Below are 26700 nucleotides of genomic sequence, written 5' to 3'. Positions count from 1 at the left end.
GTGCTTGCGACGTTGTGGTCGTCGTACGACCGCGACAATGTCGTTCCGCGTCGGCCACCGGTGCCGGTGCCGGCGCCGAGGCGACGCACGGGAGGCGCGGTGCGGCCGGGCAGGCTGGGGCTCGCGGGTGGGGCGTTGCGACGTTGTCGTTGTCGTACGACAGCGACAGTGTCGCTCGCGCGCGGCTGCAACAGTTGCGCGCGCGTGGTTGCGACGTTGTGGTCGTCGTACGACAGCGACAGTGTCGTTCCTCGTCGGCGCCCCCGCCGTTCCGCCGCCCCACGCCCCGCAACGCGCCGGAGGCGCGGTGCCGGTCCACCGGACCGGCACCGCGCCTCCGTGCGGTCGCGCTACGCGCGGTGCGTGGGGGTGTGCCCCTCGTGCGGGTTCGCGTCCGGCTCCACGGCGGCCGCGTGCGACCCGTGGTGGTCGGAGCCCTCGGCACCGTGGCCGGCCGGGTGCGTCCGCTCGAGCTTGGCGCCCTCCACGTCGACGTCCGGCACGATCCGGTCGAGCCACTTCGGGAACCACCACGCGCTCTGACCGAGCAGGTGCATCGCCGCCGGGATGAGCAGCATGCGCACCACGAAGGCATCGACCAGGACGCCGAACGCCAGGCCGAAGCCGATCGGCTTGATGGTGGAGGAGTCCGAGAAGATGAAGCCCGCGAACACCGAGATCATGATGATCGCCGCTGCCGTGACCACCGCGCGGCCGGCGTGCAGACCTCGCTGGACGGCGACCTTGGCCGAGGCGCCGTGCGCGTACGCCTCCCGCATGCCGGACACCAGGAAGAGCTGGTAGTCCATCGCGAGCCCGAACAGGATCCCGATCTCGATGATGGGCAGGAAGCTCAGGATCGGTGCGGGGTCGTGCACCCCGAACACGCTGCCGAGCCAACCCCACTGGTAGATCGCGGTCAGGCCGCCGAACGACGCCAGCACCGACAGGATGAACCCGGCGGTCGCGGTGATCGGCACGAGGAACGACCGGAACACGATGATGAGGATGATCAGCGACAGGCCGACCACCACCACGAGGTAGAGCGGCAGCACGTTCGCGAGCTTCTCCGACACGTCGATGTTCGCCGAGGCGTTGCCGGCGACGCCGAGCGTGGCCCTGCCGTCGTCGACGGTGACGTGCTGTTCGCGGAGGTCCTTCACCAGGGTCTCGGTCGAGACGCTGTCGGGGCCGCCGGCCGGCTTCACCTGGAACGCGATGATGTCGCGGTCCTTCGACGAGCCGATCGGGAGCACGGCCTTCACGTCGTCGTTCTTCGCGATCGCCTGCCCGATGGTGACCTCGGTCGCGGTGACGTCGTCCTTGCTGACGGCCTTCGGCAGGTTCGCGACGACGAGCAGCGGGCCGTTCTGACCGGCGCCGAACTCGTCGTCGAGGGCCTTGTACGCCTTGTACTGGCTGGAGTCGACCGCTTCGGACGCGCCGGTCGGCAGGCCGAGCCGCATCTGCGTCGCCGGCAGGGCGATCGTGCCGAGCACCGCGACGCCCGCGACGAGCGTGATGACCGCGCGCCAGGTCGACATCGGCTTGTTCGGGACCCGGATCGAGTCCGTGTCGCCGATGCTGGCGCGTTCCTTCTTCCGGAGGATCCGCATGCCGATGAGCGACAGCAGCGCCGGGGTGAACGACGTGGCGATGAGGATCGCGAAGAACACCGCGACCGCACCGACCGTGCCCATGAGGCCGAGGAACGGGATGCCGGTGATGTTCAGCGCGAGCAGGGCCACGATGACGGTCGCGCCCGCGAAGACCACCGCGTTGCCGGACGTGCCGTTCGCGAGTCCGATCGACTCGTGCACCGCCATGCCCTGCTTCAACTGGGTCCGGTGCCGGTTGAGGATGAACAGCGAGTAGTCGATGCCGACCGCCAGGCCCAGCATCACCCCCAGCACCGGGGTGACCGAGATGAACTCGACCAGGCTCGAGAACGACAGGGCCGCGAGCGACGCCACGCCGACGCCGAGGACGGCGCTGACGAGCGGGACGGCGGCGCCGATGATCGTGCGGAGCATGAGGAACAGCACGATCGCGGCGATGATCACGCCGCCGATCTCACCCGGGCCCAGGATCGACGGCACGCCCTGCGCGATGTCGTTCGACACGTACACGTCCACGCCGCTGATGTCGGCCGAGTCGGCGTCGTCCGCGATGGCGGTCTTCGTGTCCGCTGGCACCTCGTACGTCGACTTCGTGAACTGCACGGTGCCGATCACGGCACTGCCGTTCGACGAGACGAACCGGATGTCCTTCGACAGGTCGAGGAGCTTCGACCCCTGTTCGAGCTGCTGCTCGCTCGTGTCGAGCTTCGCGGTGTTCTCGTCGATCGTCTTCTGCGCGGCGTCGAGCTGTGCCTGCCCCGAGGTGAGCTGCTGCTGCTGGGCGTCGAGCTGCGCCTGCGCCGGCGCGAGCTGGGCTTCGGCCGCCGCTGCTGCCGCGGCTCCTGCGGCCTCGGCCTGGGCCTTCTTCTCGTCGAGCTGCTGCTGCGCCTGCTCGAGCTGCTGCTTGCCGGAGGCGAGCTCGGCCTTCTTCGCGTCGAGCTGCTGCTGACCACTGGCGATCTTCGCGCGACCGTCGCTGATCTGCTTCCGGCCGTCGACGATCTTCTGCCGTTGGTCGTCGAGCTTCTGCTGCGTGTCGAAGCCGGAGGTCGCGCCCTTGACGCCGTCGAGCTTCTCGACCTTCCCGAGGAAGTCGGCGATGTCGGACTTCTGCGCCTCGGTGAACGCCTTGCCGTTCTTCGTCTCGAAGACGATCGTCCCGTTGCCGCCGTTCGCGGACGGGAACTTGTCGGCGAGCTCGTCCTGCACCTGGCTCGTCTTGGTGTTCGGGATCGTGATCGACGACGAGATCGTCCCGGCGAACAGGCTGTAGGTCACGCCCGCGATGCCCAGGATCACCACCCAGGCGATGATCACGAGCCAGTGGCGTCGTGCGGAGAACCGTCCGAGACGGTAGAGGAGACCGGCCATGCGGTTGCCTACGTTCCTTTCGTGTGACGTGCTGTGGAGGTGCGGGGTGCGCCGGTGGACCCCTCGGGAGGTGTCAGTCGGTGGCCATGTAGCCGCTGCGGACGCTGTGCACGAGGCGCGCGAGCAGGGCGTCCCAGGCGTCGAGCGCTGCGTCGTCGAGGCGCGGGCCGGTCGTCGTGAGCCAGTGTTCCGCGATGACGACGATGCCGCTCATCAGGGACTCGACCAGGAGCGCCGCGTCGAGGGCGTCCGCCGCCGGGTGGCGGCGGGCGACCTCGGCCCGCAGCCGCTCGGTGACGCGAGAGAATGCTGTCTGCGTGAGGACCGCAGCCTTCGGGTCGTCCTTGCCGGGGTCGCCGAGGATCCGGTACATGCTCGCGATCGCGGGCGCCAGGTCGGCACCGCGTGCGGCTGATTCGAGTTCGTCGAACATCGACGCCCGGCTGCCGTCACCGACCGGCGTCTTCGCCATGTCGGCGAGGAAGCGGTCGATGATGACCGAGAGCTCCTGTTCACAGACCGCCAGCAGGACCTCATCCAGGGAGGCGAAGTGGTTGAAGACCGTCCGCCGCGCGACATCGGCGCGTGTAGCGAGCTCCTCCACGCTGAATCCCCGGCCACCGCGCTCCTCGACGAGGTCGCGCGCCGCCTGGAGGATCGCGGCGCGGTGCTTCGCCTTGAGGGCGGCGCGACGATCGATCGACAGGGTCACGGTGAGCACATTAGGTGCATCGATGCACTCGGTGCAACGACTAGGAGTGCATCCTCAGGTTCGGGCCCACGCACGGACTGGAGGCGCGGTGCGGGCTGGCACCGCGCCTCCAGTCGGTACCGTCGTCACCATGGCGACGACACTGCGCACCGACCGCGACCGAGCGCGCGTCCGGTGAACCGGACCGACCGCCTCTACGCCCTCGTCGAGGAGCTGCGCGCCGCCGCACCCGCGCTGCGGAGCGCGCGTCGGCTCGCGGACGCGTTCGGCGTCAGCGTCCGCACCGTCGAGCGTGACCTGCGCGCCCTGCAGGAGGCTGGCGTCCCGATCTGGGCCGAACCGGGGCGTGCCGGCGGATACACGCTCGACGCAAGCGCGACGCTGCCGCCGCTCGGGTTGACGGTCGAGGAGGCCCTCGCCGTCGCGATCGGGCTCGGCGTCCTCGGGAACAGTCCGTTCCGTGACGCCGCACGGAGCGCCGCCCGGAAAGTGACCGCGGTCCTGACCGAGGACGACGCCCTGCGGACCGCACGGCTGGCGAGCCGCGTGCACCTGCTCGAAGCCGGCGACCGGAATCCTGCCCCGACGGCGCTCGCCGGTGCGCTCGCGGGTGGACGGGTCGTGCGGATGCGGTACCGGGACGCCGCGGGGAACGACACCGAACGGACGGTCGAACCACTCGGCTACATCGGCAAGGGCGAGGACTGGTACCTGGTGGCGTGGTGCCGCCTCCGCGACGGCGTCCGGGCGTTCCGCGGCGACCGGGTCGTCTCCGTGGAGGACACCGGCGAGCTCGCCCCTCCGCGGGCCGTGCGCACCGAGGACCTCGACATCCCGCACGGCGTGCTCCGGCCCGTCCTCGGATCTTGAGGTCGATCTCGTCGAACACCGACAGGACGGTGTCGCGGAGGGCGAGGATGCTCGGTGCCGAGCGGCCACGGTGGTCGCTCGGGAAGGCAGCCATGGAGTTCGCATCGATCCGCATCATCACCGACGACCTGGACGGGATGGTCTCGTTCTACGAGCGGGTCACCGGGACGTCCGCTCGGCGGCCGGCGCCGGTGTTCGCGGAGATCGTGACGGGAGGCGCGGTGCTCGCACTCGGCACACCGGCCACGGTCGCGATGCTCGGTGACGGAGCGCCCGTGCCCCGGAGCAACGGGAGCGTCGTCGTCGAGTTCCTCGTCGACGACGTCGACGCCGCGTTCGAGCGGCTGCGCGACGGACTGCACGACGTCGTGCTGCCGCCGGCGACGATGCCGTGGGGCAACCGCTCCACGCTGTTCCGCGACCCGGACGGCAACCTGGTGAACCTGTTCAGCCGCCCCGCGTGACCCCGGCGGTCGCGTCAGCGCGGGAGCGTGGCCGCCCACCGACCGATCGCGTCGTACGCGTGCTCGCGGACGTCCGGCACGGACAGCACCACGTCGTGCACCGCTCCGTGCAGGCGGCGCACCGTGACCTCGCTCCCGAGGGACAGCGCGCGGTGCGCGACGACGTCCACGTTGAGCGCGACGTCGGCGCGTGCCATGCCGTCGTCCCACCGCGGCTGCAGCATGCTCTTGTCGCTCAGCATGACGAGCACGGGGACCTCGATCCCGAGTCCCGCGGCGACCGTCGCCTGCCCGTCGAACACCGCGGCGAGCCAGCCCGGGTGCAGCGGGAACCCCCGGTCGGGTCGCCACTGCTGGTCGTACGTCCACGAGCCCTCGCCCGCAGCCGAGACCGTCCTCGTGTAGAAGCCGGGGTCCACGGCGGGCATCGGCGCGAGGGGGTTCCGGCGTGCTCCGAGCTTGATCACCGGTGCGACGAGGGCGCGGCCGACCGCGCTCGCCTGGAACTCCAGCCACGGGCTGTTCAGGACGAGTCCGGCGACGCGGTCCGGGTGCCGCGCCGCCCACAGCGACAGGGTCAGGCCGCCCGTCGAGTGCCCCATCGGCACGAGTCGTCGCCCGGTGTCGCCGTGGTGCTCGGCGGCGATCGCGTCGAGTGCGGCGCCGATGTCCTCGTCGTAGGTGGCGAGGTCGTCGATGTTGCCCGGTGTCTGCCGTGGTCGCAGGCTCCGGCCGTACTTGCGGAGGTCGAGGGCGTGGAACCGGGCCCCGAGGCGCTCGACACGTTCTGCGAGCTCGACCTGGAAGAAGTAGTCGGACCAGCCGTGGACGTACAGGACGTCGACACCGTGCAGCGGGCCGTGCGCCTGCCGCAGCAGGTCCGCCGGGGAGCGTCTCCGGCGGACGAGCGTCGCCACGACCGGTCCCTCGTCGTCCTCGCCCAGCGGAAGCTCGAGCCGCTCGAACGGTGCTCCGAGGACGTCCTCGCGCCATCCGTGGTCGGCCATCCGTCGAGCGTAGCCGTCGACGTCGGGTAACGATCCGTGCCGACTCGGGTCTTTCCCAGCCGTTGCGGCGGACTTCTCCGGGGAAGTCCCGGCGGTCGTCCGAACACGGCTGGGACGCTCCGGGGACCGCGGCAGCGGTGTCCAACGAGGGGGAGGTCCACAGATGACGGTGCGACGTGCAGGAGGAGCCGCGCTCGGCTTCGTCGGTGGCAGTGTGCTGGCGGGGTTGCTGGTCGGGGTCGGCGTGACGCCGGTCCTGGCCGTGGCCGGTGTCGGTACGACGTCGGCGATCGGGGTGTTCGACTCGTTGCCGGAGTACATCGAGATCGGCGACCTGCCCCAGCGCAACGAGATCTGGGCGTACCGCGGCGGTGCGCCGGTGCACCTGGCGGACGTGTGGGCCCAGAACCGCCAGGCGCTCCCGCTCGACCGGATCAGCGACCACCTCGAGCACGCGGCGGTGGACGGCGAGGACAAGCGGTTCTTCGAGACGGGCGGCGTGGACGCGACGAGCATGGTCCGGTCGCTCGTGAGCGTCGTCGCGGCGGGCGCGGCGGGCGGTTCCGGTGGATCGACGATCACGATGCAGCTCGTGCGGAACATCAAGATCCAGCGGGCGAGCGAGCTCCCGACGGCGCAGGAGCGTGAAGCCGGCTACGAGGAGGCGTCGGAGCGTTCGGCACAGCGGAAGCTCGCCGAGATGAAGCTGGCGATCGGTCTCGCGAAGCAGTACTCGAAGCGGGAGATCCTGGCGGCGTACCTCAACATCGCCTACTTCGGTGACCAGACCTACGGGGTGCAGGCAGCGTCGCAGCACTACTACGGCAAGGACGCCGCGGACCTGACGCCCGCCGAGGCGGCGTCCCTCATCGCGATCGTCCAGTGGCCCGAGCGCCGGGACCTGTCGACGCCGTCGCACGACGCGGACAACGTGGCACGGCGCGACGTGATCCTGCGATCGATGCACGACCAGGGCCACCTGACCCGCGCCGAACTCGCCGAGGCGCTGGCGTCGCGACCCGCCGACTCCGTCCACCTGACCCCGCCGGAGCAGGGGTGCGAGGCCGTCACCCGCGGAGCCGAGTTCTTCTGCCAGTACGCGGTCCAGGTCGCGGCGGAGCTCCCGCAGCTCGGCCCGACCCCGGAGCGCCGCGAGGACGCCTGGCGGACGGGCGGCTACCGGATCCAGACGACGTTGGACCTCGACCTCAACGGTCAGCAGAAGGCGCTGCTCGACCGGTACGATCCGAACACCGAGGCGCGGTTCGCCCTCGGCGCGACCCTCGACACCGTGGAGGCCGGCACGGGCCGTGTGCTGACCATGACGCAGAACACGGACTACGACCGCTCCGCGCACGCCCCGGCGACCGCGACGTCCCTCAACTACGCCACCGACGAGGCGTACGGCGGTTCGAAAGGCTTCCAGGTCGGGTCGACGTACAAGATGTTCACGCTCCTGCAGTGGCTCGCCGCGGGCCGGAGCCCAGACGCGGTCGTCGACGGGACGCGCCAGGGGCGGAGCACGTGGACGCAGTGCGGCCGGACGGTCGACGCGTTCTGGAACCCGAAGAACGACTCACCCGGCCAGAGCGGCCCGTACACGGTCCGGGCGGCGACGGCGCAGTCCGTGAACGCCGCGTACGCGTCCATGGCCGCGCAACTCGACCTGTGCGACATCCGCGACGTGGCGTCCAGCCTCGGCGTGCACCCGGCGACGGGCGGCGAGCTGCCGGCGAACCCCGCGGCGGTGCTCGGCACGACGAGCATCGCGCCGCTGACCATGGCGGCCGCCTACGCCGCGGTCGCGAACGGTGGTGTGTACTGCGCGCCGGTGGTGGTCGACCAGGTGACCGGTCCGGACGACGAGCAGCTGGGAGGGCAGTCGCGCACGTGCCGGCGCGCGGTGTCGACCACGGTGGCGGCGACCGCGTTCGCGGTGATGCAGGGGGCGTTCCACGGCGGCACCGCGTCCGGCGGGCAGACGCCGGACGGTGCGACGCTGTTCGGCAAGACCGGCACCACGGACGACGCGGACCAGATCTGGCTCGTCGGCGGCACGTCACGCGCGGTGACGGCGTACTGGCAGGGCAACACGGACGGCGGCACGTCGAACCTCCGCCACCACGCCAACGCCGAGGGCACCTACGCGGGGACCCGGGCGGCGGTGTGGCGGCAGGCCCAGACGGCGGTCAACGCGGCACTGCCCGCTGGCTGACGCAGGGACAGAAGGACGGGAGGCGNCGCCTCCCGTCCTGGGGTGGAGCGTCTAGGACAGCTGCTTGCTGTCGTCGAGCCAGCCCGCGAGCTTCGTCATGTAGTCGGCCTGCGACGCGTAGTCGAGCGCCGGGAAGGTCCAGCTGTGCACCTGGCCGGCCGTGAGGGCGGCGTTGTCGGCGAAGGTCGGCTGCTTCTCGAGGTCGGCGACCTGGTACCCCTGCTGTGAGAGCAGGATGACGTCACCGGTGATCTGCCCGGCGTTCTCCCACGAGTAGATGCCCCAGTAGAAGCCCTTCGGCTTCGGGTCCACGAAGTCGACGCCGAAGGACGAGTACATCTGCAGCGTCGGTTCGTCGCTCGGACGGGTGACGTACGCGCCGTCGCCGTCGGCGTACATCGAGACGACGGAGAGGTCGTGCTCCTTCGCCGCCTGCTGGAGGCGGTCCCGTGCCGTGTCGAAGCGGTCCTCGGCCTTCGCGACGGTCGACTCCCGGGCGCCGAGCGACTCGGCGAGGCCGGTGATCTCCTTGATGACGTCCTCGCCCTTGCCGCCCCACTCCACCTGGGCGACGGGGGCGATCGCCTGGATCTGCTTCTGCTGCTCCATGTCCTTGAAGCCGTAGCCGGGCTGCGTGGTGTCGAGCGTGCCCTTCTCGTCCTTCGGGTACACGGACGTGACGACGAGGTCGGGCTTGAGGGCGGCGAGCTCCTCGAGGTCGATGTCGCCGTAGGAGGTACCGAGCTGCGTGATGCCGTCGGTGTCGAGACCGCGGAACCGGGCGTCCTTGCTCATCGGCAGCTGCCCGAACGTCCCGACCGGGTGCAGGCCGTACTCGACGAACGAGATGGCGATGTCGTTGAGGACGACCACGCGCTTCGGGGTGTGGTCGACCTTGACGGTGGTGCCGGTGGCGTCCTCGTACGACCAGGGGCCGGACGCGGCGGTGGTGCTGCCGTCGCTGCTCTGGTCGATGTCACCGCTGCTCGAGCAGCCGGCGAGGAGGAGGGCCGATACGGCCACGGAGGTCACGAGGGCGGCTCGGAGGGAGCCGCGACGGGGGATCTTCACGTTAGGAGAGGCTAACCTAACTCCGCGGCGCTCGCCAGTTCCTCCTGCCAGCTGCCCGCGGCCTGCACCTCGTGCTCGTCGGCCTCGGGGACGATCAGCGGCGCACCGGTCACCGGGTCCGCGACCACGCGGGCGTGCAGGCCGAACGCGCGCTCGAGCAGCTCGGGCGTGAGCACGTCGTGCGGGGTGCCGTCCGCCGCGACGGCGCCCTCGTGCAGGACCACGAGCCGGTCGGAGAACCGCGCGGCGAGCGACAGGTCGTGCAGGACCATGACGATCGTCGACCCATGCTCCCGGTTCAGGCGTCGGACGAGCCGGAGCACCTCGAGCTGGTGCGCGAGGTCGAGGTACGTGGTGGGCTCGTCGAGGAGGAGCGTCTCCGCCTGCTGGGCCACGACGAGGGCGATCCACGCGCGCTGGCGCTGCCCGCCCGACAGGCTCGCGACGTCCCGGTGTGCCACGTCGCCCAGACCGGTGGCGGCGATCGCCTGTTCCGCGACGTCCGCGTCCTCCGCCGTCCACGGCTTCGCCCACGACTGGTGCGGGTTCCGGCCACGCATCACGAGGTCGAGCACGCTCGTGCCCGCGGGGGCGACGGGCGACTGCGGCAGGATCGCGAGCTTGCGGGCGACGGCGCGACCGGGTTCCCGTCGGATGGGGACGCCGTCCAGGAGGACCTCGCCCGCCTGCGGTCGGAGCACCCGACCGAAGGCCTTGAGCAGGGTCGACTTCCCGCAGCCGTTCGCGCCGAGGAACGTCGTGACGCTGCCGCGCTCGATGCGGAGGTCGAGGTCGGTGAGCACCGGGTGGCGGTCGTACCCGACGGCGAGACCGCGGGCTTCGAGGACCGGGGCGTCCGGGGTCGGGGTCATCGGGACATCTCCTTGCGGTGGCGGATGAGGAGCCAGATCAGGTACGGGGCGCCGATCACGGTCGTGACGATGCCGACCGGCACCTGCCAGGGGAACGCCGACCGGGCGAGCAGGTCGGCGGCGAGGACGAGTGCGGCGCCGAGGGCCCCGGCGAGCAGCAACGGCGGGCGGTTCGTCCCCGCGATCCGGAGCCCGATCTGCGGGACGACGAAGGCCACGAAGCCGACCGGACCCGCCGCCGCGACCGCAGCGGCGGTGAGGACGACGGCGAGGGCGATCACGACGAGCCGGTGCCGTTGGACCGCGAGTCCGACGCCCGTCGCGACCTCGTCGCCGAGTTGTCCCGTCCCGAGGGCGGCACTCGTGGCGAGGGCGAGCGGGACCGCGACGGCGGCCACGACGAGCAACGGCCAGAGGCTCGACCACGAGGTGCTCGACAGGCTGCCGACGAGCCACTGCGACGCCGCGGCGGCGGCCGTGATCTTCGCCCGGACGAGCAGGTAGCTCGTCACCGCGTCGAGCGTCGCGCTCACCCCGATGCCGACCAGGACGAGCCGGTAGCTCTGCACGCCCCCGCGCCAGCCGAGGCCGTACACGGCGACCGCCGCGAGCAGGGCGCCGAGGGTGGCTGCGACGGGGATCCCGCCGCCGAGCACGACGGCCGAGACCGAGTACGTCCCGCCGCCGAGCACGATGGCCGCGACGGCGCCGACGCTCGCGCCCGAGGTCACGCCGATGATGTCGGGGGTGCCGAGCGGGTTCCGCGTGAAGGTCTGGGTGAGCGCCCCCGCGACGCCGAGGGTCAGGCCGACCAGTGCCCCGGTGAGCACCCTGGGGAGGCGGAGCGTCGAGACGATGAACGCCTCGGGGCCGGTCTCCGCCCCGAGCAACGAGCGGATGACGGTCCCCGGCGCGATCCACGTCGAGCCGACCGCCACGCCGAGGACGACGAGCACGCCCACGGCGGCGACGGCGGCGATCGTGGACCAGAACACGCGGGGGCGCCAGGCGAGGCCGATCGGCCCGACCACGACACCGCGGCGCCCGCGCACCGGTGGGCCCTGGGCGTCCGGACGCGTGACGTCCGCCGCGCTCACAGCGACACCAGCGATCGGCGTCGGGCGACGGCGACGAACACCGGGCCGCCGATGACGGCGAGGACGATGCCGACCTCCACCTCGGAGAAGCCGCCGACCAGTCGACCGACCACGTCCGCCAGCAGCACGAGGGCTGCCCCGACGAGCGCAGAGACCGGCACCGTCCACCGGTGGCCCGTGCCGACGAGCGCGCGGGCGACGTGCGGGACCGTGAGTCCCACGAACCCGATCGGGCCGGCGGCGGCGGTCGCGCCCGCCGCCAGCAGTGTGATGCCCCCGAGGCCGACGAGTCGTGCGACGAGGACGTTCTCGCCCAGGCCCTTCGCCAGGTCGGTGCCGAGCCCCAGTGCGTCGAGGGCGCGCACGTTGAGCACGGCGAGCACCATGCCGGCGACGAGGAACGGCCACACGGCTCCGAGCACGTCGAGCTGCCGCGCCGCGAGCGAGCCCACGACCCAGAGGCGGTAGGCGTCGAGCGAGTCCTGGTCGGTGAGCACAACGAACGACGTGAGCGCTCCGAGCAGGGCCGACACGGCGGCGCCGGCGAGCGCGAGCGGTACCGGACTCGCCGTCCCGCTGCCCGCGATGGTCACGGAGAACACGACGACACTCGCCACGAGGGCGCCCACGAGCGCGAACCACACCGTCGCACCGGTGCTCGTCACGCCGAAGACGTACACGCCGACCACGACGGCGAGCCCGGCGCCGGAGGAGACGCCGAACAGGCCCGGGTCGGCGAGCGGGTTGCGGGTGTGCCCCTGCATGAGCAGACCTGCGACGCCGAGCGCGGCGCCGACGGCCGCACCGATGAGCGTCCGCGGGACCCGCGAGCCCCAGACGATCGCCTCGTCGGTGCTGCTGCCCGTCCGGAGCAGACCCGCGAGCACGTGGTCGACCCCGATCCGGTTGCTGCCGAGGAGCATGCTCCCCACGGCGACGACGACGAGCACCACGACGAGCGCGACGACGACGAGCACACGGCGTCGGACCGCGGTGCGGTGGGCGCCGAGGGTGGCTGCCGGGTCGACGACGCGGGCCTCGGGGACGGTGGCCACGGCGGGGGAGGGGGCTGGCACGGGGAACATCTTAGGTTAGCCTTGCCTCATGGCGAAGACCCCGCGGCTCCTGCCCGAGAACCCCCGGCTCTTCCGCGCACGGGTCGTCCGGGGCGAGCGTGCGACCCCGTCGATGCACCGGGTCACGATCACCGGCGACGACCTGCACGAGTTCCGGTACCTCGGGTTCGACCACTGGTTCCGGCTGTTCGTCCAGCGTCCCGACCAGGCCGTGTTCCGGATGCCGGAGCTCGACGGCAAGCGGTGGTGGCCCACGTTCCTCGCCATCCCCGAGGACGTCCGACCGCACTGCGCGAACTACACGGTGGCCGACTTCCGGGTCCTCGCCGACGGGACCGCCGAGCTGGACGTCGACTTCGTCGTGCACACCGACGCCCAGGGCGAACCCGACGGACGCGCCGCCGTCTGGGCCCTGGCCGCCCGGCCCGGCGACGAGCTGGCGATCCTCGACCAGGGCTGCATCTTCGACTGCCCGGCGGACACGAGCGAGGTCGTGATCGCCGCCGAGGAGACCGGCCTGCCCGGCGTCGTCGGCATCGCCGCGTCACTGCCGCGGGACACCGTCGGGCGGATCATCCAGGAGGTCCCCACCGCCGCCGACGTCCGCGAGCTCGACGCGCCCCCGGGCGTCTCGGTCACCTGGATCGTCCGCGAGCAGGCCGACCCCCGTGCGGTGCCCGGACGCACCGCGCTCGCCGAACTGCAGCGTCACGTGCCGGCGGACGACCGTGGGTACGCGTTCGTGGTGGGGGAGTCGACGCTCGCCACCGAGGGACGTCGCCACCTGCACCGAGCCGGGCTCCCGAAGTCCCGCATCACCTTCTCCGGGTTCTGGAAGCACGAGGCGCGGGAGTCCGTCCCGGCCTGAGCGGACAGACGGGAGGCGNAGCCGGCACCGCGCCTCCCGTCCGCCGTGGGGTCGCGTCAGCCCTTGAGACCGGAACCGGTCACGCCCTCGACGATCTGCCGCTGGAAGATCAGGTACAGGATGATCAGCGGCAGCGCCGCCAGGATCGCCCCGGCCTGGATGTCCGCGTAGCGCTGACCGAAGCTGCCCTGGACCGTGGCGAGCCCGACCGGGATCGTCATGAGGTCCGGGTTGGACAGCACGAACAGCGGCAGCAGCAGGTTGTTCCACACCCCGACGAAGGTCAGGATCGTCACCGCCGCGATGACCGGCCGCGACAGCGGCAGGATCACGGACCAGTAGATCTTCCACATCCCCGCGCCGTCGATGCGCGCGGCCTCCTCGAGCTCCTTCGGGATGCCGTCGAAGAACTGCTTGAAGATGAACACCGCGATCACGGCGGGCACCTGCGGGAAGATCACCGACCAGTAGGTGTTGAGCAGGCCGACCGCGTTGAGCTCCTGGAAGATCGGGATGATCAGCACCTGCGTCGGGATCATGATCCCGAGGATGATGAGCAGGAACGCGACGTTCCGGCCGCGGAACACGAGCCGGGACAGCGCGAACGCCGCCATCGACGCGAACAGCACCGTCAGCAGTGCGGTCACCACGCTCGTGATCGCGCTGGCGAGGTACCAGTTCCAGATGTCGCCGGCCTGGAACAGCGACGCGTACGAGTGCAGCGTCGGGTTCCAGTTCGAGAGGATGGCGTTCGCGCCGAGGGCGGCCACGCCGTTGTCGGACAGCGAGGTCTTCAGCGCGAACAGGCTCGGGATGAGCCAGATGATCGCGAACACCGTCAGGACGATGGCCGCGGCGATGTTGAAGCCCCTGCCGGAGACGCCGATCTTCGCGGCGTTCGCGGGCGCGGCGGCGGAGACGCCGGAGCGGAGCTTGGGGCGGGTGGTGATGCTCTCGGTGGTGGTCATGTCAGGCCCCGATCTCGCGCTTGGCGGCAGCGCGCTCGACGAGCTGCCGGATGACCGCGATCGCCACGATCACGATGAACAGGAGCACCGACGCGGCGGACGCGGCGCCGAGCCGGTTGTCGGTGAAGCCGACGCCCGTGATGAGCTGCAGTGACACCTGCGTCGAGATGCCCGGACCGCCGTTCGTCATCAGGTACACCTGGTCGAAGATCTTCAGGCTCGCGATGATCTGCAGCAGGATGACCAGCGTCGTCGTGCGCCCGAGGAGCGGGAGCGTGATCGACTTGATCTGCTGCCAGTTCGACGCGCCGTCGACCGCGGCCGCTTCGTACAGCTCGCGCGGGATCTCCTGCAGGCCCGCCAGGTACAGCACGAAGTTGAAGCCGAGCGTCCACCACACCGTGGCGATCGCGACACCGATCATCGCCGTGTTCGGGCTGGACAGCATGCCGGAGCCCGGGGTCATCCCGAGCAGGGTCTGCAGGCTGGCCCACAGACCGGTCGCCGGCGTGAAGATGAACACCCAGATGAGGGAGATCGTCGCCGACGGCAGGATGAACGGCAGGAAGAAGGCCAGCCGGAAGAACCACTGGCCGCGGTTCATGCGGTTCGTCAGCACCGCGAACACGAACGCCAGGACCACGAGTGGCGGGGTCGTGTAGAGCGTGAACTGCAGGGTGTGCCAGAGCGACGACCAGAAGTCGCTGCGCCCGAGCATCTCCGCGTAGTTCGCGAACCCGGCGAACGAGCCGAGCCCGGTACGGACGGTTGAGGTGTTGAAGAAGCTCGAGACGATCATCCAGACCGTCGGACCGAGCAGGAAGGCCAGGTAGAACAGGCCGAAGGGGGCGAGGAACAGCCATCCGCTGCGGCTCTGGCCGCGGCTGAGACTGGTCTGGCGGGTGCGGAGCCGTCGCGGAGCGGTGGCCGCATCCGTGGGACGGGTCAGGACTGGTGCTGCAGTCACGTCATCGTGCCTTTCGCGCGGGGTTCACGTCGTTCGCGGTGCCCGCGTCGTCCGCGGTCGTCGCGTGCCCGGTCACAGCGGACTCGGGGTGTTGAGGTAGGTCTGGAGCTGACCCTTGATGGCGCTGAGTGCCGAGGCCGGTGAGGAGCTGCCCTGCTGGACGAGCGCGAGCTGCGCGCCGACGATGCCCTCGAAGGTCGAGCCCGATCCGCCGTACCAGGCGGCGTCGTCGAACACGGCCGTGGCGGCTGCTGCTGCGTAGTTCGACTGCGGCGTGAGCTTCTTGTACGCGGTGCTGTCGAACGTCGGCATGTACGCCGGCACGTGGCCGCCCTCGGCCCAGGTCATGCTCTGCTCGAGCATCTGCTTGATGAAGAGCATGTGCTGCTTGCGCTGCTCGGGCGTCCGGTCCTTGCGGGGGAGCACGAACGTGTGCGAGTCGGCCTGCGTGGCGGGCTTGTCGTAGAGCTGCGGGATCGGCGCCATGCCGAACTTCAGGCCCTTGATCGACTGCGCGGTGCTGATCTCCCACTCGCCCTGCATGAAGAACCCGGCCTTGCCGTCGAACATGAGCGACTGGGCCGTGGCGTAGTCGAGCGCCTTGTTCAGCCAGCCCTGCTTCACCCACTTCTGGGTGCGGCTGGTGACCTCGTTGTAGGCGTCCTCGTTGACGGTGAGCTTCGAGCCGCCGTCGCTGATGAACGGGGTGGCGCCGTTGATCTGGTTGTACATCGTCCAGAAGAAGCGCCAGGGCGTGGCGGTCTCGGGGACGACGTTCGCGACGTTGAGGGCGGTGCCGCCGGTGACCTTCGCCACGGCGGCGAGGGCGCTCTCGAACGCGTCCATGCCGGAGAGGTCCTTGAGCTTGCCGTCGCTGTCGATCAGGCCCGCCTTGCGGCACACGTCAACGTTGTAGAAGAGGACGAACGGGTGGGTGTCGAGCGGGATGGCGATGTTGTGCCCGGCGGTCTTCTGCGCCGTCCACGCCTTCTGGTTGAAGTCGCTGGCGCTCAGACCGACGCTGGCCAGGTCGTCGCTCGTGATCGGGTCGAGCAGGTCCCCGTCCCAGAGCGGCTTCGCCCGGGTGAGGTGGGCGACCGCGACGTCCGGCGGCTTGTTCCCGACGGTGGCGAGTGTGAGTTTCGAGTAGTACGGGTTGCCCCAGGCGAACGTCGTCGCCTGCAGCGAGGAGGAACCGCCGTGCTGCTTGGCGTACCCGGCCTCCATGGCCTGCATGCGGGCGCCGTCGCCGCCGCCGAAGAGGTTCCAGAAGACGAGGGTCTCGGGGTTGAGCGCGCTTCCGGCGAGCCCGGCTGCGATCGGGCTCGAGCACGCGGCGAGCGGCAGGACCGTCGCGGCCGCTGCTCCGGCGGCGAGGAAGCCGCGACGCGAGAACCGCGTCGCGGGTGTTGCTGGTCGGATCGGCATGGCATCACTCCATCGGGACGGGCCGAGACCGGAACAGGGTCGGTGCTCCGGGCCAGAGCATCGCTGCTCTGCACACGGAGCAGCGGGTCGGTGCTCCGTGAGCGCTCACATTAGCGCTCGGTCCCATCATCCGCCACCCCTTCCGCACCGGGCTGGAACCCGGTAGCGTTTCTCGTGGGTGAGCGCTCACTTTTCGTGACGGTCCGACTCGGTACAGCATCCGGTCGTGGCCCGCTCCCCGTACGACCCGCTCGCACGATCGAAGGAGATCCATGCCCCGCACACACCTCGTCCTCGACGCCGCGTTCACCGTGGGGCCGGTGCGACGTCGCCTGTTCGGCGGGTTCGTCGAACACCTCGGACGCCACGTCTACGACGGCATCCACGAGCCCGCCCACGAGACCGCCGACGAGCAGGGCTTCCGCCAGGACGTCGTCGAGCTCGTCAAGGAGCTCGGCGTGTCCACCATCCGCTACCCCGGCGGCAACTTCGTCTCCGGGTACAAGTGGGAGGACGGCGTCGGCCCCGTCGAGCAGCGCCCGCGCCGGCTCGACCTCGCATGGCACTCCACCGAGACGAACGAGGTCGGTCTCCACGAGTTCCAGCACTGGCTCGACATGGTCGGCTCGGAGCTCATGCTCGCCGTGAACCTCGGCACGCGCGGCACCGCCGAGGCCATCGAACTCCTCGAGTACGCCAACATCGACGCCGGCACGGCGCTCTCCGAGTACCGCCGTTCGAACGGCCGCAACGAGCCCTTCGCGGTCAAGATGTGGTGCCTCGGCAACGAGATGGACGGGCCGTGGCAGCTCGGCCACAAGAACGCGGACGACTACGGCAAGCTCGCCGCCATGACCGCCAAGGCCATGCGGCAGATCCAGCCGGACCTCGAGCTCGTCGCCTGCGGCTCCTCCGGCGCGTCGATGCCCACGTTCGGGGAGTGGGAGCGCACGGTCCTCGAGCACACGTACGACGACGTCGACTACATCTCGGCGCACGCCTACTACGAGGAGGACGGCGACCTCGCCTCCTTCCTCGCCTCCGGCGTCAACATGGACCACTTCATCAAGACGGTCACGACCGCCGCCGACCACGTGCAGGCGCAGAAGAAGTCCGACAAGCGCATCGACATCTCGTTCGACGAGTGGAACGTCTGGTCGATCACCAAGTGGAACGAGCAGCAGAAGGAGTTCACCCTCGACGAGTGGCCCGTGGCGCCGCGGCTGCTGGAGGACGTCTACACGGTGGCCGACGCAGTCGTCGTCGGCGGCCTGCTCATCTCGCTGCTCCGCCACGCCGACCGCGTCGCCTCGGCGTCGATCGCGCAGCTCGTCAACGTGATCGGTCCGATCATGACCGAGCCCGGCGGCCCGGCCTGGCGTCAGACGACGTTCTTCCCGTTCTCGCTCACGTCCCGGCTCGCCCAGGGCACGTCGCTGCAGGTGAAGGCCTCGGGCGACACGGTCGACGGCGGCAAGTACGGCGAGGTCCCCGTGGTCGACTCGGCGGCCACGGTCTCCGAGGACGGCGCCGTCGCGGTGTTCCTGGTCAACCGGCACCCGTCGGAGTCGACGACGGTCACGATCGACCTGGCCGGGCTCGGTGCCTCCGCCGACGCGGAGGTCCGCGCCGAGGGCGTGTGGGACGACGACGTGCACGCCGTGAACGACCTGGCGAACACCTCGCGCGTGGGTCTCCGGACCAACGAGAGCGTCCGCCGCGAGGGCGACACCGTCACGATCGAGCTGCCCCCGGTCTCCTGGACCGCCGTGTCGATCGGCTGAGACGCCTCGGCGCACGCCGCGGCGGGTGTCGAGTGAGCACGGAGGCGCCGGTCCGCTTCGCGGGTCGGCGCCCTCTGCTGTGCGCGGGGCGCGCGGCGGGTCGGTGGGTGGTGCGCGAGGCGAGTCTCGCGCTTGCCGACACCTCACGCGCCGCCGAGCGCGTGATGTGTCGCTGAGCGCGAAATCCGGCGGGAGGCGCGGTGCGGGCGGGTACCGCGCCTCCCGTCCGGCAGCCGGTCGCGAGGCGCGAGTCTCGCGCTGGCCGACAGTTCACGCGTCTGCGAGCGCGTGATCTGTCGTTGGGCGCGAAATCCGGCGGCCGCGCGGGACGGGAGGCGCCCCCGTCCGATGGGCGGCCGCGCGCGAGTCTCGCGCCAGCGGGTGCTGCGGCTCCCGCAACGCACGGCCCCGGGCTCCGCGAGTCTCGCGCTGGCCGACACTTCACGCGCCGCCGAGCGCGTGGACTGTCGCTGAGCGCGAGATCCGGCGAGCGTGTGAGACGGGAGGGGCGGTGCAGGCGGGCAGCGCGCCTCCCGTCCGGCGGCCGGTCCGCGCGGCGCGAGTCTCGCGCTGGCCGACAGTTCGCGGGCCGGCGAGCGCATGATCTGTCGCTGAGCGCGAGATGCGGCGGCGCCGCCCGGTCAGTCGTCGAAGAGGTGGCGGCGGAGCGCCTCGGCCGATCGACGGCCGTCGGCGACGATGGCGCGGAGGGACCGGACGAACGGCACGCCCGGCTCGACCGGTACGTGCTCCTCCCACGCAACGGCGCTGCCGACACCCGGGTATTCGGTCATCCGCACGAACCAGGGGTCCCTGGCCGTCCGGTCGTCGCCGGATCTGAGCAGGATCGTCGCGGGCCCCGTCGCTCCCGGCGCACCCCGGAAGTCCGCGCTCCACAGGAGCCACGGAGACGTGGTGCCGAGGACGGCGTCCTCGCCTTGGGCATGGGCAGTGCGAACCTCGACGTCCGAGGTCTCGGGGAACCTCCAGAACCAGCCGCCGTACCCTGCGCGGTGGCGCCCGTTCGATCCGGGGCTGCCCAAGGGCACCACGTCGCCACCGACCGTGCGGAGGACTGTGCGAAGGTCGAGTCGCCACGTCGCGTCGTCGATGGGGCGAGCGGTCACCGTGCGCACCTCCCGCAGCAGTTCGGCGCCGTCGCTGCCGATCCAGGTGAGCTCCGCGGTGATGACGTCGGCGCCGGACTCGCTCGAGGTTTGGACGCGGTCCAGTCGCTGGTGGCCGTGGTCGTCCGCGTCGACGTAACCACGCCCCTGCACGTACGTGCCGCCGCCCCAGAAGTTCGTCCCGCCGACGTCGGCGACGGTGAAGCCGAGGCCCAGGTGCCAGTCGTGGTCGGCCGGGCGTCGAGCGGTCAACTGCACACCGCCGACGGTCCGGACCGGGTGGAGGAAGGGCCGCGGCGACGAGGTGGCTGATGTCCCGGCGCCGTCCTGCAGGGTGACCAGCGGCCCTGCAGGACCAGGAGCGGCGACGGCGACGGCGTCGTCCCGTACGGCCGCGGCCCAGGGTGCACCAGCGTCGACGAAGGTCCCGTCGACGTCCGCTGCTGCCCGCACCCACCGTGCCACGTCGCGCACCACCGGATGCGCGTCGTCGCCGGAGCCCACGACGTCGACGAAGCGGCCCTCGATGCGCGCTGGTTCCGGCGCTGTCCGCATCGCTTCGACAACCCGCATGAAGGCACCCGTCGACCGCAGGGGCACGAGGAGCGGCTCGTCCCTCGTGCGGTGCGCGATCAGGTTCTCGAGCAGATTGGTCCGGCCGCTCACCGAGGACACCCCGGACGGGTCGACGACCTCGTCGTCCGTGTAGTGGAAGGTGATGGTGCCGTGCTCTCCGACGACCTCGACGACCGGTGGCACATCGGCCTCGCCCGCCGCGGCCAGCGTCAGGGCGGCGGACACCGTCGGCCGCGCACCGTCCGGACCCGCGGGGACGATCCGGAGCGCCGTGGTGTCGTCGGCATCGATCGGGTTGGCCCGGTAGGCGTCGACGTCGACATGCTCGACGTCCTCCGCCTGCTGCAGGTGCGCGACACGGAGCGCGGTCGCGACGGCGTGCGCGAGCGGGTTGGTGACGACCCCGTCCACCACGTCGACCCCGTCCAGCGAGCGACGTCCGGCCCAGGGGGAACGCTTCCAGTACGCCGCACGGCGCACCCAGGTTCCCATCGCCCGCACGTGCCGGACCGTGCCGAGGTGGAAGCGGTCGGTGTCGAGGTCGGTCAGGGCGCGGGAGCCGAGACTCTGGAAGCCCACCTGCACGACACGCCCGGTCCTCCGTTCCAGGTCGAGCACCGCCTCGAAGTCGGTCATGCGGGCGAACGGGGGCTTCTCGAGGAGGACGTCGGCGCCGGCGCGGAGTGCCTCGGCTGTGACGGTTGCATGCACGGGGATCGGAACGGCCGCGATGACGACGTCGGGGATGCCGACGGCCGCGAACGCCTGCGCGAGCGTCGGGAACAGCGGCGCGTCGTCGACCGAACCCGGTTCGACGAGCGGGTCGACCAGACCCAGGATCCGCACGACACCTGACGCCCGGAGCCGCCGGAGATCGCTGAGGTGCACGGCGCCGAAGCCGCGTACCCCGACCAGCACCACCGTTGCCGTTGCCGTCATCCGAGCACCGGTCGGACGTCGGCGACCGGGACGTGCTCGGCGAACGCATCGACGACGCGAGCGACGGTGGCGGCTGCGGGCGCGTCCCAGACGTCCTGGTTGAAGACCTCGACCTCGACGTCGCCCGTGTACCCCGCGGCGTCGACGGCGGCGGACAGCGGCCCGAAGTCGATGTGCCCGTCGCCCATCACCCCTCGCGAAAGCAGCGCGTCGGCGGCGATCGGGGTGAGCCAGTCGCTCACCTGGTACGACGCGATCCGATGCTGGTGGCCCGCGCGGGCGACGGCGTCGAACAGTTCGGGGTCCCACCAGACGTGGAAGGAGTCGACGACGACCCCGACCGTGGCCGGGTCGAACGGTTGCGACAGGTCGAGCGCCTGTCCGAGCGTCGAGACCACCGCGCGGTCCGCGGCGTACATGGGGTGCAGCGGCTCGATCGCGAGCTGCACGCCTGCCGCCGATGCCTCGGCCACGAGCTCGTCGAGTGCGTCGGCCACTCGCCCCCGTGCGCTCGCGAGGTCGGTCGAGTCGTCGGGGAGGCCGCCGGCCACGAGGACCAGGACCGCTCGCGACCCTGGGGCCCCGGCCTGGGCCAGGGTGGCGGTCTCCTCGATCGCCCGCCGGTTGTCGTCCATCGCAGCGCGTCGCGCTGAGCCCTCGGGAGCCGTGAAGAACCCGCCGCGGCAGTGCGACGAGATGCGGAGCCCTGATCCGCTGACCATGCGGGCCGCTTCGTCGAGTCCGACGTCGTGGACCGGCTCCCGCCAGGTGCCGAGCGCACCGATGCCGGCGGACCGGGCGACCGTGATCACCTCGGAGAGCGTGGCGTGCTTCACCGTCGCCTGGTTGAGCGACAGCCGGGGGTGCGCCGCGGTGTTCACGCGACCACTCCGCTCCCGGAGCGGACCCGCGGGCCGGCACCGTTCGTCCAGGCCGGACCGACCGACACCCCTGCCAGCGCGAGCAGGCCGTGCCAGCGAGCCACCGCGAGGTCCGGGTCCTCGAGCGCGCCGCATTCGTTCGCGAGCCGGATCGTCTCCGACAGCTGCGGGAGGCTGCGTGCCGCGTGCATTCCTCCGACCATCGTGAAGGCCGGTTGGTGCCCGTTCAGCCAGGAGAGGAAGGCGATCCCGCTCTTGTAGTGCCAGGTCGGTGCCTCGAACACCTGGCGTGAGAGTGCCACGGTGGGTGCGAGGACGCGACGGAACTGGGCGTCGCCGTCCCCGGACGTCAGCGCCTGGATCGCGGACGACGCGATCGGTGCGATCGCGGCGAAGGCACCGAGCAGAGCGTCCGAGTGTCGGCCGTCACGCTCGGACATGAGGTCGACGTAGTGGAAGTCGTCCCCGGTGAACATCCGAGCAGCGCCCGGGAGTCGCGACCGGAGCGCGACCTCGGCATCGGCGTCGAGCAGGCTCATCTTGATCCCAGCGACGCGCTCACCGGCGTCAGCCATGATCCGGACGACCGTGTCCGCGGCCGTCGGCACGGACGTCGATCCGAAGTAGCCGTCGAGCGCCGGGTCGAAGGCGGCGCCGAGCCAGTGCAGCACCACCGGTTCGGACGCGGCCTCGATCACCCGCTCGTAGACCCGTCGGTAGTCGTCGCTGCCCTGGGCGGCGCGCGCGAGGTGACGGCTCGCCATGACGACCGCGACGGCCCCGTGTTCCTCGGCGTGACGGAGCTGCGACACGTACGCGCCCACGATCTCGTCGAGGGTCGCTGTCTCGGATGCGATGTCGTCCGTGTTCACCCCCACCGCGATCCGCCCGCCGACGGCGTGGGCCTCGGCCGAGCTGCGACGCACCAACTCGCGCATCGACGCGGTGTCGAGCCCCGCGTTCCGCTGCGCGGTGTCCATCGCGTCCGCCACGCCGAGCCCCCATGACCACAGGTGGTGCCGGAACGCGAGCGTCGCATCCCAGTCGATGTCCGCCGGTGCGCCCGGGGTGTTGTCGCCGGCCGTCCGCGGGACGACGTGCGCAGCGGCGTAGACGAGTCGCTGGGTGAGTGGGCCGTCGGGCCGTGTCCAGCTCGGGGCAGCACGCAACGGCGCCGTGGACGTCGTGCCGTCCTGAGCGAGCAGGGTCAGGTCGGTCATGCGAGCACCTGCGGGGCTTCCTGCTCGCCGGAGGTCCCGACCGGCTCGGAGGTCGGCGGGTCGAGGCGCAGTTCGGGGAGGTCGATCCGACGACCTTCGCGATCGGACCGGAGGCCCGCTTCGGCGAGGGCGACCCCGCGAGCGCCCGACAGCAGGCCGTAGGGATGTGGCGTGTCCGCGACCACGTGGCGGATGAACTGCTCCCACTGCACCTTGAAGCCGTTCTCGAAGACCTCGTTGTCCGGGACCTCCTGCCAGTCGTCGCGGTAGTCGTGGTCGTCCCGCAGATCTGGGTTCCACACGGGCTTCGGCGTCGTGCTGCGGTGCTGCACCCGACAGCCGAACAGCCCGGCGACGGCGCTGCCCTCGGTGCCGTCGACCTGGAACTCGACGAGCTCGTCGCGATCGACGCGGACCGTCCAGCTCGAGTTGATCTGTGCCGTGATCCCACCGGCCAGGTCGAACACGCCGTAGGCAGCGTCGTCGGCGGTGGCGCGGTAGTGCCGCCCCTGCTCGTCGACGCGTTCGGGGATGTGCGTGACGGCACGCGCGGAGACCCTCTCGACCCGCCCGAACAAGTCCTCCAGGACGTAGTTCCAGTGCGGGAACATGTCGACCACGATGCCGCCGCCGTCCTCGGCGCGGTAGTTCCAGCTGGGACGCTGCGCTGGTTGCCAGTCGCCCTCGAACACCCAGTACCCGAACTCCCCGCGCACGCTGAGCACCCGGCCGAGTGCCCCCGAGTCGAGGACTCGCCGGAGCTTGCGGAGTCCTGGGAGGAACAGCTTGTCGTGCACGACCCCGTTCTTGACGCCGGCGTCCCGGGCGGCGCGGGCGAGTCGGAGTGCCTCGTCGACGGTCTCCGCCGTCGGCTTCTCCGTGTAGATCGCCTTGCCCGCTGCGATCGCACGGTGGAGCGCTCCGACCCGGGCGCTCGTGACGAGGAAGTCGGCGTAGACGTCCCAGCGCGGGTCTTCCAGCGCGGCATCTAGGTCCGTCGTCCAGTGCTCGAGCCCGTGTCGCTGAGCGATCTCGGCGAGCTTCGGTCGGGAGCGACCCACGAGGAGTGGCTCGACCTGGACGCGTGAGCCGTCGGGGAGCAGAACGCCGCCCTGGTCGCGGATGGCGAGGACGGAGCGCACCAGGTGCTGGCGGTAGCCCATCCGCCCGGAGACGCCGTTCATGATGATGCCGAGTGGTGGTCGTGTCACGGGCTTCCTCCGGAATCGCCGTCGATCAGATACGCGCCATCGTGCATGGAAAGCGCTTGCCGGAACCGTACACGCAAGTTCTCAGAACGGGAAGTGGCGGTGTCCCTACTGCCGCGGACGTGTACTCGCGCGGAGCACGACCGTGCCCGCGAAGGTCGAGACAGCGTCCTCGCCGAGCGCGGTCTGCACCGCCGCCTCGCCGATCGTGTCCAGCGGTAGGTGGACGGTCGAGAGCGAGGGGGTGACATCGGCCAGCATCCGCACGTCGTCGAAACCGGCGACCGCGATGTCCTGGCCCGGTTCGAGGCCGTGATCCCGGATCGCGGCCAGGGCACCCACCGCGGTCACGTCGTTGACGGCGAACACGCAGCCCGGGCGCCGACCGCTGGCGAGCAACCGGGTCATCGCGTCGTACCCGCCGTCCCGCGTGAACGGGCCGGCGATGATGCTGTCGTCGGACGGCGTGCGTCCTCGGCGGGTGAGGCCCTCGACGAACCCTGCCGTCCGCGCTCGGGCCGTGACCACGTCCGGCTCCCCGGCGAGCACCAGGAAGTCGCGGTGTCCCTGGCCCACCAGGGCGTCAGCCAGTGCTGCGGCGCCCGCTCGGTTCCCGATCACCAGCGGGGACGCCGCACCGATCGCGTGACCGTCCGGGTCGTCCGACACGAGTGCGACGATCGACGCCCCGCCCTCGTGGAGCGCGCGGATGCCCGGTTCGGCAGAACTCGTCGTCCGCCGACTCACGGCGAGGACGACGGCACGGGGACGGAGGCCGACGGTGCTCTGCAGGACCGTCGCCTCGCGCTCCGGATCTCCGCTCGTCGAGGTGATGACGAGCACGAGCCCTGCCTGGTCGGCGGCACGCATCGCCCCGGATGCGATCTCCGCGAAGTACGGATCGGTGATGTCACCCACGACGAGCGACACCACGGTCGTCGTGCCGCGTGCCATGGCTTGCGCCTGCGCATTCGGGAAGTACCGGAGCTCACGAGCTGCCGCGGCGACACGCTCGGCGTGTTCCGGGCGGACGCGGCGTGCGCTCCCGTTGAGTGCCCGGGACGCGGTCGCCACCGAGACGCCGGCCGCCCGCGCGACGTCCTCGAGGCGCACGCCGACTCGTTCGGCCATCGTGGCATTCCTTCCCGGCAGTCGGTTGACGGACCCCGAGTGCACATCGTAGGCGCTGAGCTAGCCCAGACCTCTCCGGTCCGCATGCACAGGTTGGAAAGCGCTTGCCATTTCGAATTACAACGATTACCTTGGCGCCAGTCCCTGATCGACACCATCGAAGGAGATGGAAATGGCGTCACGCTCCCAAGCCGACGGAACGAGCTGCACGTGAGTGCGCTCGGAGAGCTCCGAGCGCTCCGCGCCGATGGGAAGCGGACTCCTCGAGGGTCCCGCACGAAGAGCGATCGGTCGGACAACCGGGCCGCCGCGCTCTTCCTCGCTCCGTGGCTCGTGGGAATGGTCGGCATCACGCTCGGCCCGATCCTCGCCTCGCTCTACCTGTCCTTCACGAACTACAACCTCCTGCAGAACCCCGAGTTCACCGGTCTGGCGAACATCCAGCGCATGGTCGAGGACTCCAACCTCGGCAGCTCGCTGGTGGTGACGTTCCTCTACACGGTCATCTCGGTGCCGTTGCAGCTCGCCGCTGCGCTCCTCGTCGCGGTCCTGCTGGACCGGGGCATGCGCGGTCTGTCCTTCTACCGCTCGGTGCTCTACCTGCCCTCGCTGCTCGGAGGTAGCGTCGCCATCGCCGTGCTCTGGCGGCTCGTGTTCGGCGGCGACGGGTTGCTCAACGCGTTCCTGGCGATCTTCGGCGTGCACGGGCCCTCGTGGATCGGCTCGCCGGACACCGCGCTCGGCACGCTCATCATCCTGCACGTCTGGACGTTCGGGGCGCCGATGGTGATCTTCCTCGCCGGGCTCCGACAGATCCCGCGCCAGTACTACGAGGCTGCGTCGACGGACGGAGCGACCCCCTGGCGGCAGTTCCGATCGATCACGATGCCGCTGCTCAGCCCGATCGTGTTCTTCAACCTCGTGCTCGGGATCATCGGCGCGTTCCAGTCCTTCACGCAGGCGTACGTGATCTCGAACGGGTCGGGAGGGCCGACGAACTCGACCCTCTTCATCACGCTCTACCTCTACCAGAAGGCGTTCGGCAGCCTGCAGGTGGGGTACGCCTCCGCGATCGCGTGGCTCCTCCTGCTCATCGTCGGCGCCGCCACCGCGCTCAACTTCTGGGCCTCGAAGTACTGGGTCTTCTACGATGACTGATCACTCGACCGCGCTCCGTCCTGCCCGGAGCACCGCACCCGAGAACGAGCGTCCGCGCAGCGCGGGGACCC

Annotated in this window: 21 protein-coding genes; 6 read left to right on the top strand and 15 right to left on the bottom strand. The window is 70.9% G+C overall.

The features are described from left to right. Positions 1-350: 350 nt before the first annotated feature. Entirely contained in the window at positions 351-2990 is a 2640-nt protein-coding gene (locus ACTJKO_RS04400; RefSeq protein ID WP_440686075.1) for an MMPL family transporter, read from the bottom strand. Between the two features lie 73 nt (positions 2991-3063). After that, the gene (locus ACTJKO_RS04395; protein ID WP_440686073.1) at positions 3064-3702 is read right to left on the bottom strand and encodes a TetR/AcrR family transcriptional regulator; all 639 of its coding nucleotides are present in this window, start codon (positions 3700-3702) and stop codon (positions 3064-3066) included. A gap of 174 nt (positions 3703-3876) precedes the next feature. On the opposite strand from ACTJKO_RS04395, the gene ACTJKO_RS04390 reads away from it, so the two are divergent. Together ACTJKO_RS04390 and ACTJKO_RS04385 are read left to right on the top strand one after the other, a co-directional pair. Next, positions 3877-4572 carry a helix-turn-helix transcriptional regulator gene (locus tag ACTJKO_RS04390; RefSeq protein ID WP_440686071.1) on the top strand — a complete coding sequence of 232 codons (696 nt, stop codon included), beginning with the start codon at positions 3877-3879 and terminating at the stop codon, positions 4570-4572. Between the two features lie 92 nt (positions 4573-4664). Beyond that, positions 4665-5036, top strand: coding sequence for a VOC family protein (locus tag ACTJKO_RS04385; RefSeq protein WP_440686069.1), 372 nt, complete (start codon positions 4665-4667; stop codon positions 5034-5036). A gap of 14 nt (positions 5037-5050) precedes the next feature. Here the strand turns inward: ACTJKO_RS04385 and ACTJKO_RS04380 are convergent, their stop codons facing one another. Then, positions 5051-6043 (bottom strand): alpha/beta hydrolase, encoded by a 993-nt coding sequence (locus ACTJKO_RS04380; RefSeq protein ID WP_440686067.1) that lies wholly within the window; start codon positions 6041-6043, stop codon positions 5051-5053. A 163-nt stretch (positions 6044-6206) separates the two neighbouring features. Between ACTJKO_RS04380 and ACTJKO_RS04375 the strand changes: the two genes are divergently transcribed. Beyond that, positions 6207-8258, top strand: a complete 2052-nt coding sequence (locus tag ACTJKO_RS04375) for a transglycosylase domain-containing protein (protein WP_440686065.1) — start codon at positions 6207-6209, stop codon at positions 8256-8258. Between the two features lie 51 nt (positions 8259-8309). Here ACTJKO_RS04375 and ACTJKO_RS04370 read toward each other — a convergent pair whose 3' ends face one another. From ACTJKO_RS04370 to ACTJKO_RS04355, 4 genes are read right to left on the bottom strand one after another with little or no spacing between them, the layout of a single operon-like run. Then, complete coding sequence (locus ACTJKO_RS04370; protein WP_440686063.1) at positions 8310-9329, bottom strand: ABC transporter substrate-binding protein; 1020 nt, start codon at positions 9327-9329, stop codon at positions 8310-8312. A gap of 11 nt (positions 9330-9340) precedes the next feature. Next, on the bottom strand, positions 9341-10201 hold the full coding sequence (locus tag ACTJKO_RS04365; protein ID WP_440686061.1) for an ABC transporter ATP-binding protein: 861 nt from the start codon (positions 10199-10201) through the stop codon (positions 9341-9343). Continuing rightward, positions 10198-11253: a FecCD family ABC transporter permease gene (locus ACTJKO_RS04360; protein WP_440686059.1), complete on the bottom strand. Its 1056-nt coding sequence runs from the start codon at positions 11251-11253 to the stop codon at positions 10198-10200. The genes ACTJKO_RS04365 and ACTJKO_RS04360 overlap by 4 nt, the downstream gene beginning before the upstream one ends. A 41-nt stretch (positions 11254-11294) precedes the next feature. Beyond that, positions 11295-12374 (bottom strand): FecCD family ABC transporter permease, encoded by a 1080-nt coding sequence (locus ACTJKO_RS04355; protein ID WP_440686057.1) that lies wholly within the window; start codon positions 12372-12374, stop codon positions 11295-11297. A 28-nt stretch (positions 12375-12402) separates the two neighbouring features. Between ACTJKO_RS04355 and ACTJKO_RS04350 the strand changes: the two genes are divergently transcribed. Beyond that, the gene (locus ACTJKO_RS04350) at positions 12403-13242 is read left to right on the top strand and encodes a siderophore-interacting protein (RefSeq protein WP_440686055.1); all 840 of its coding nucleotides are present in this window, start codon (positions 12403-12405) and stop codon (positions 13240-13242) included. A gap of 56 nt (positions 13243-13298) precedes the next feature. Here the strand turns inward: ACTJKO_RS04350 and ACTJKO_RS04345 are convergent, their stop codons facing one another. From ACTJKO_RS04345 to ACTJKO_RS04335, 3 genes are all read right to left on the bottom strand, one after another. Next, positions 13299-14210, bottom strand: a complete 912-nt coding sequence (locus tag ACTJKO_RS04345) for a carbohydrate ABC transporter permease (protein ID WP_440686053.1) — start codon at positions 14208-14210, stop codon at positions 13299-13301. 1 nt (position 14211) lies between these two features. Next, the gene (locus ACTJKO_RS04340; protein ID WP_440686051.1) at positions 14212-15177 is read right to left on the bottom strand and encodes a carbohydrate ABC transporter permease; all 966 of its coding nucleotides are present in this window, start codon (positions 15175-15177) and stop codon (positions 14212-14214) included. A 72-nt stretch (positions 15178-15249) separates the two neighbouring features. Continuing rightward, positions 15250-16605, bottom strand: a complete 1356-nt coding sequence (locus ACTJKO_RS04335) for an extracellular solute-binding protein (protein WP_440686049.1) — start codon at positions 16603-16605, stop codon at positions 15250-15252. 272 nt (positions 16606-16877) lie between these two features. On the opposite strand from ACTJKO_RS04335, the gene arfA reads away from it, so the two are divergent. After that, positions 16878-18389 carry an arabinosylfuranosidase ArfA gene (gene arfA / locus ACTJKO_RS04330; RefSeq protein ID WP_440686047.1) on the top strand — a complete coding sequence of 504 codons (1512 nt, stop codon included), beginning with the start codon at positions 16878-16880 and terminating at the stop codon, positions 18387-18389. 641 nt (positions 18390-19030) lie between these two features. Here the strand turns inward: arfA and ACTJKO_RS04325 are convergent. The 5 genes from ACTJKO_RS04325 to ACTJKO_RS04305 all read right to left on the bottom strand — a co-directional run bounded on the left by ACTJKO_RS04325 (position 19031) and on the right by ACTJKO_RS04305 (position 25471). Then, complete coding sequence (locus tag ACTJKO_RS04325; RefSeq protein WP_440686046.1) at positions 19031-21031, bottom strand: DUF6807 family protein; 2001 nt, start codon at positions 21029-21031, stop codon at positions 19031-19033. Beyond that, complete coding sequence (locus ACTJKO_RS04320) at positions 21028-21912, bottom strand: sugar phosphate isomerase/epimerase family protein (protein WP_440686044.1); 885 nt, start codon at positions 21910-21912, stop codon at positions 21028-21030. Before ACTJKO_RS04320 ends, ACTJKO_RS04325 begins: the two co-directional genes overlap by 4 nt. After that, the gene (locus ACTJKO_RS04315; protein WP_440686043.1) at positions 21909-23132 is read right to left on the bottom strand and encodes a DUF993 family protein; all 1224 of its coding nucleotides are present in this window, start codon (positions 23130-23132) and stop codon (positions 21909-21911) included. Before ACTJKO_RS04315 ends, ACTJKO_RS04320 begins: the two co-directional genes overlap by 4 nt. After that, positions 23129-24316, bottom strand: a complete 1188-nt coding sequence (locus ACTJKO_RS04310) for a Gfo/Idh/MocA family protein (protein WP_440686565.1) — start codon at positions 24314-24316, stop codon at positions 23129-23131. The genes ACTJKO_RS04315 and ACTJKO_RS04310 overlap by 4 nt, the downstream gene beginning before the upstream one ends. A gap of 132 nt (positions 24317-24448) precedes the next feature. Beyond that, the gene (locus ACTJKO_RS04305; protein WP_440686042.1) at positions 24449-25471 is read right to left on the bottom strand and encodes a LacI family DNA-binding transcriptional regulator; all 1023 of its coding nucleotides are present in this window, start codon (positions 25469-25471) and stop codon (positions 24449-24451) included. A 210-nt stretch (positions 25472-25681) separates the two neighbouring features. On the opposite strand from ACTJKO_RS04305, the gene ACTJKO_RS04300 reads away from it, so the two are divergent. Then, complete coding sequence (locus ACTJKO_RS04300; protein WP_440686040.1) at positions 25682-26629, top strand: carbohydrate ABC transporter permease; 948 nt, start codon at positions 25682-25684, stop codon at positions 26627-26629. Positions 26630-26700: the final 71 nt, after the last annotated feature.

The organism is Curtobacterium sp. 22159 (assembly GCF_052045775.1).
Lineage (GTDB): Bacteria > Actinomycetota > Actinomycetes > Actinomycetales > Microbacteriaceae > Curtobacterium.
This window is presented reverse-complemented; position numbering and strand designations above follow the sequence as displayed.

Excerpts from the sequence above, each read along its gene's own strand:
- ACTJKO_RS04380 (WP_440686067.1), bottom strand. The coding sequence starts at position 6,043 with ATGGCCGACCACGGATGGCGCGAGGACGTCCTCGGAGCACCGTTCGAG.
- ACTJKO_RS04375 (WP_440686065.1), top strand. The coding sequence starts at position 6,207 with ATGACGGTGCGACGTGCAGGAGGAGCCGCGCTCGGCTTCGTCGGTGGC.
- ACTJKO_RS04335 (WP_440686049.1), bottom strand. The coding sequence starts at position 16,605 with ATGCCGATCCGACCAGCAACACCCGCGACGCGGTTCTCGCGTCGCGGC.
- ACTJKO_RS04385 (WP_440686069.1), top strand. The coding sequence starts at position 4,665 with ATGGAGTTCGCATCGATCCGCATCATCACCGACGACCTGGACGGGATG.
- arfA (WP_440686047.1), top strand. The coding sequence starts at position 16,878 with ATGCCCCGCACACACCTCGTCCTCGACGCCGCGTTCACCGTGGGGCCG.
- ACTJKO_RS04310 (WP_440686565.1), bottom strand. The coding sequence starts at position 24,316 with ATGAACGGCGTCTCCGGGCGGATGGGCTACCGCCAGCACCTGGTGCGC.
- ACTJKO_RS04350 (WP_440686055.1), top strand. The coding sequence starts at position 12,403 with ATGGCGAAGACCCCGCGGCTCCTGCCCGAGAACCCCCGGCTCTTCCGC.
- ACTJKO_RS04400 (WP_440686075.1), bottom strand. The coding sequence starts at position 2,990 with ATGGCCGGTCTCCTCTACCGTCTCGGACGGTTCTCCGCACGACGCCAC.
- ACTJKO_RS04365 (WP_440686061.1), bottom strand. The coding sequence starts at position 10,201 with ATGACCCCGACCCCGGACGCCCCGGTCCTCGAAGCCCGCGGTCTCGCC.
- ACTJKO_RS04325 (WP_440686046.1), bottom strand. The coding sequence starts at position 21,031 with ATGACGGCAACGGCAACGGTGGTGCTGGTCGGGGTACGCGGCTTCGGC.
- ACTJKO_RS04315 (WP_440686043.1), bottom strand. The coding sequence starts at position 23,132 with ATGACCGACCTGACCCTGCTCGCTCAGGACGGCACGACGTCCACGGCG.
- ACTJKO_RS04305 (WP_440686042.1), bottom strand. The coding sequence starts at position 25,471 with ATGGCCGAACGAGTCGGCGTGCGCCTCGAGGACGTCGCGCGGGCGGCC.
- ACTJKO_RS04345 (WP_440686053.1), bottom strand. The coding sequence starts at position 14,210 with ATGACCACCACCGAGAGCATCACCACCCGCCCCAAGCTCCGCTCCGGC.